Source organism: Candidatus Obscuribacterales bacterium (assembly GCA_036703605.1).
Lineage (GTDB): Bacteria > Cyanobacteriota > Cyanobacteriia > RECH01 > RECH01 > RECH01.
In genome coordinates this window covers 1-1277 of the sequence record DATNRH010000129.1, presented here as the reverse complement: position 1 = coordinate 1277, position 1277 = coordinate 1, and the positions used below count along the sequence as shown (strand labels likewise).

The following is a 1277-nucleotide window of genomic DNA, read 5'->3' as shown; positions in this document are numbered from 1 at the left end:
GAGCAGCCTGTCGGTTGCACCTCAACTCATTCGATGATGCCATTAACGATTGCGATGTTGCCATTTTGCTGAATCCAAACTATTCCAAGGCATATGTGCGCCGGTCCCTGGCCTTTGAAAAAACGGACTGCACCGACAAGGCACTCGCTGACGCCAAGAAAGCCCTCGAACTGGATCCTAAAAATACAACGGTGCGAAAGAATGTAGCCAGATTGCAAAAGATGGAGGACGAACGATTGGAGAAACTCAAGGAAGAAACAATGGGGAAATTGAAGGATTTGGGAAACTCGCTGCTTGGAAATTTCGGTCTGAGTCTGGATAATTTCCAAACGGTGCAAGATCCCAATACTGGATCGTACAGCATTCAATTTAATCAGCAACAGCAGTCCAAGTAGACTACTCCTACACTAGAATGCACCACTGGAATAATAATATTATAGTCTCTAGTACGAGTAGACTAGTGACTAACATAAAAACGGAATGGAATGGATTCTACCAGCGTATTGAAATGCTGCATTTATAGTCTAGCTTTAATTAATTATGCTTTGGATTGTACTCTACTATTCTATGCTCATTGCTTTTCTGATGATACGTTGTTCTGAGGAGGTTGTTGAGGAGGCGCTCCCCCTCCAGCTGCCGTAGGATCTGCTGGCGGCGGAGGCGCTTGACTCACATTATTTGGCTGTTGCGAATGAGGGCCTGGGCCGGGAACATTAGGGTCTCCACCGCCCCATTCCCCTTCATTTGGATTCGGTCCTTGCTGACCACGCCCACCGTGATGGTAATTATTGTTGTAGCCGCGTCCTCTTCCACCGCCGCGGCCTCGACCTCCACGGCGCCCACCACGGCCCCTTCCGGCGCCGCGACCGCCACCACGGAAAGCTTGATCATCTTCCATCATGCCATGGCCACCATACGCACCAGGAGGGTACGGGACAGGGCCACCAGGACCACCATAGTATGGGCCACCCGGTCCTCTTACTTGCACATTCGGGGGCATGCCACCTTGCATCGGATACATGTGACGATACGGCCCTCCTGGTCCTACCTGCATCTGTTGGGGACCGCCGACAAATTGAGGGTGATAGCCTGGATGTGGGCCACCAGGTCCACGGTGCATGGGCATTCCCCCGTAGTATGCTCCAGGTGGGGGGACTCCGTAAGGTACAGGAACATGGTGCTGCTGTGGAATTTGTCCTCCTTGCTGGGGACCTTGTTGAGGCGTTGCTGGGGCTGATGACTGCGATTGTTGAGACGCATCACCATCTTGTTGTGCT

At 51.9% G+C, this 1277-nt stretch carries 2 protein-coding genes; one reads left to right on the top strand and one right to left on the bottom strand.

The genetic code is table 11. The annotated features are described in order from the left end of the window. A partial coding sequence (locus V6D20_02665) for a hypothetical protein (GenBank protein HEY9814696.1) occupies positions 1-395 on the top strand: 395 nt, incomplete at its 5' end. A gap of 274 nt (positions 396-669) precedes the next feature. Here V6D20_02665 and V6D20_02660 read toward each other — a convergent pair. Continuing rightward, positions 670-891, bottom strand: a complete 222-nt coding sequence (locus tag V6D20_02660; protein ID HEY9814695.1) for a hypothetical protein — start codon at positions 889-891, stop codon at positions 670-672. Between the last annotated feature and the right edge of the window lie 386 nt (positions 892-1277).

Excerpts from the sequence above, each read along its gene's own strand:
- V6D20_02660 (HEY9814695.1), bottom strand. The coding sequence starts at position 891 with ATGATCAAGCTTTCCGTGGTGGCGGTCGCGGCGCCGGAAGGGGCCGTG.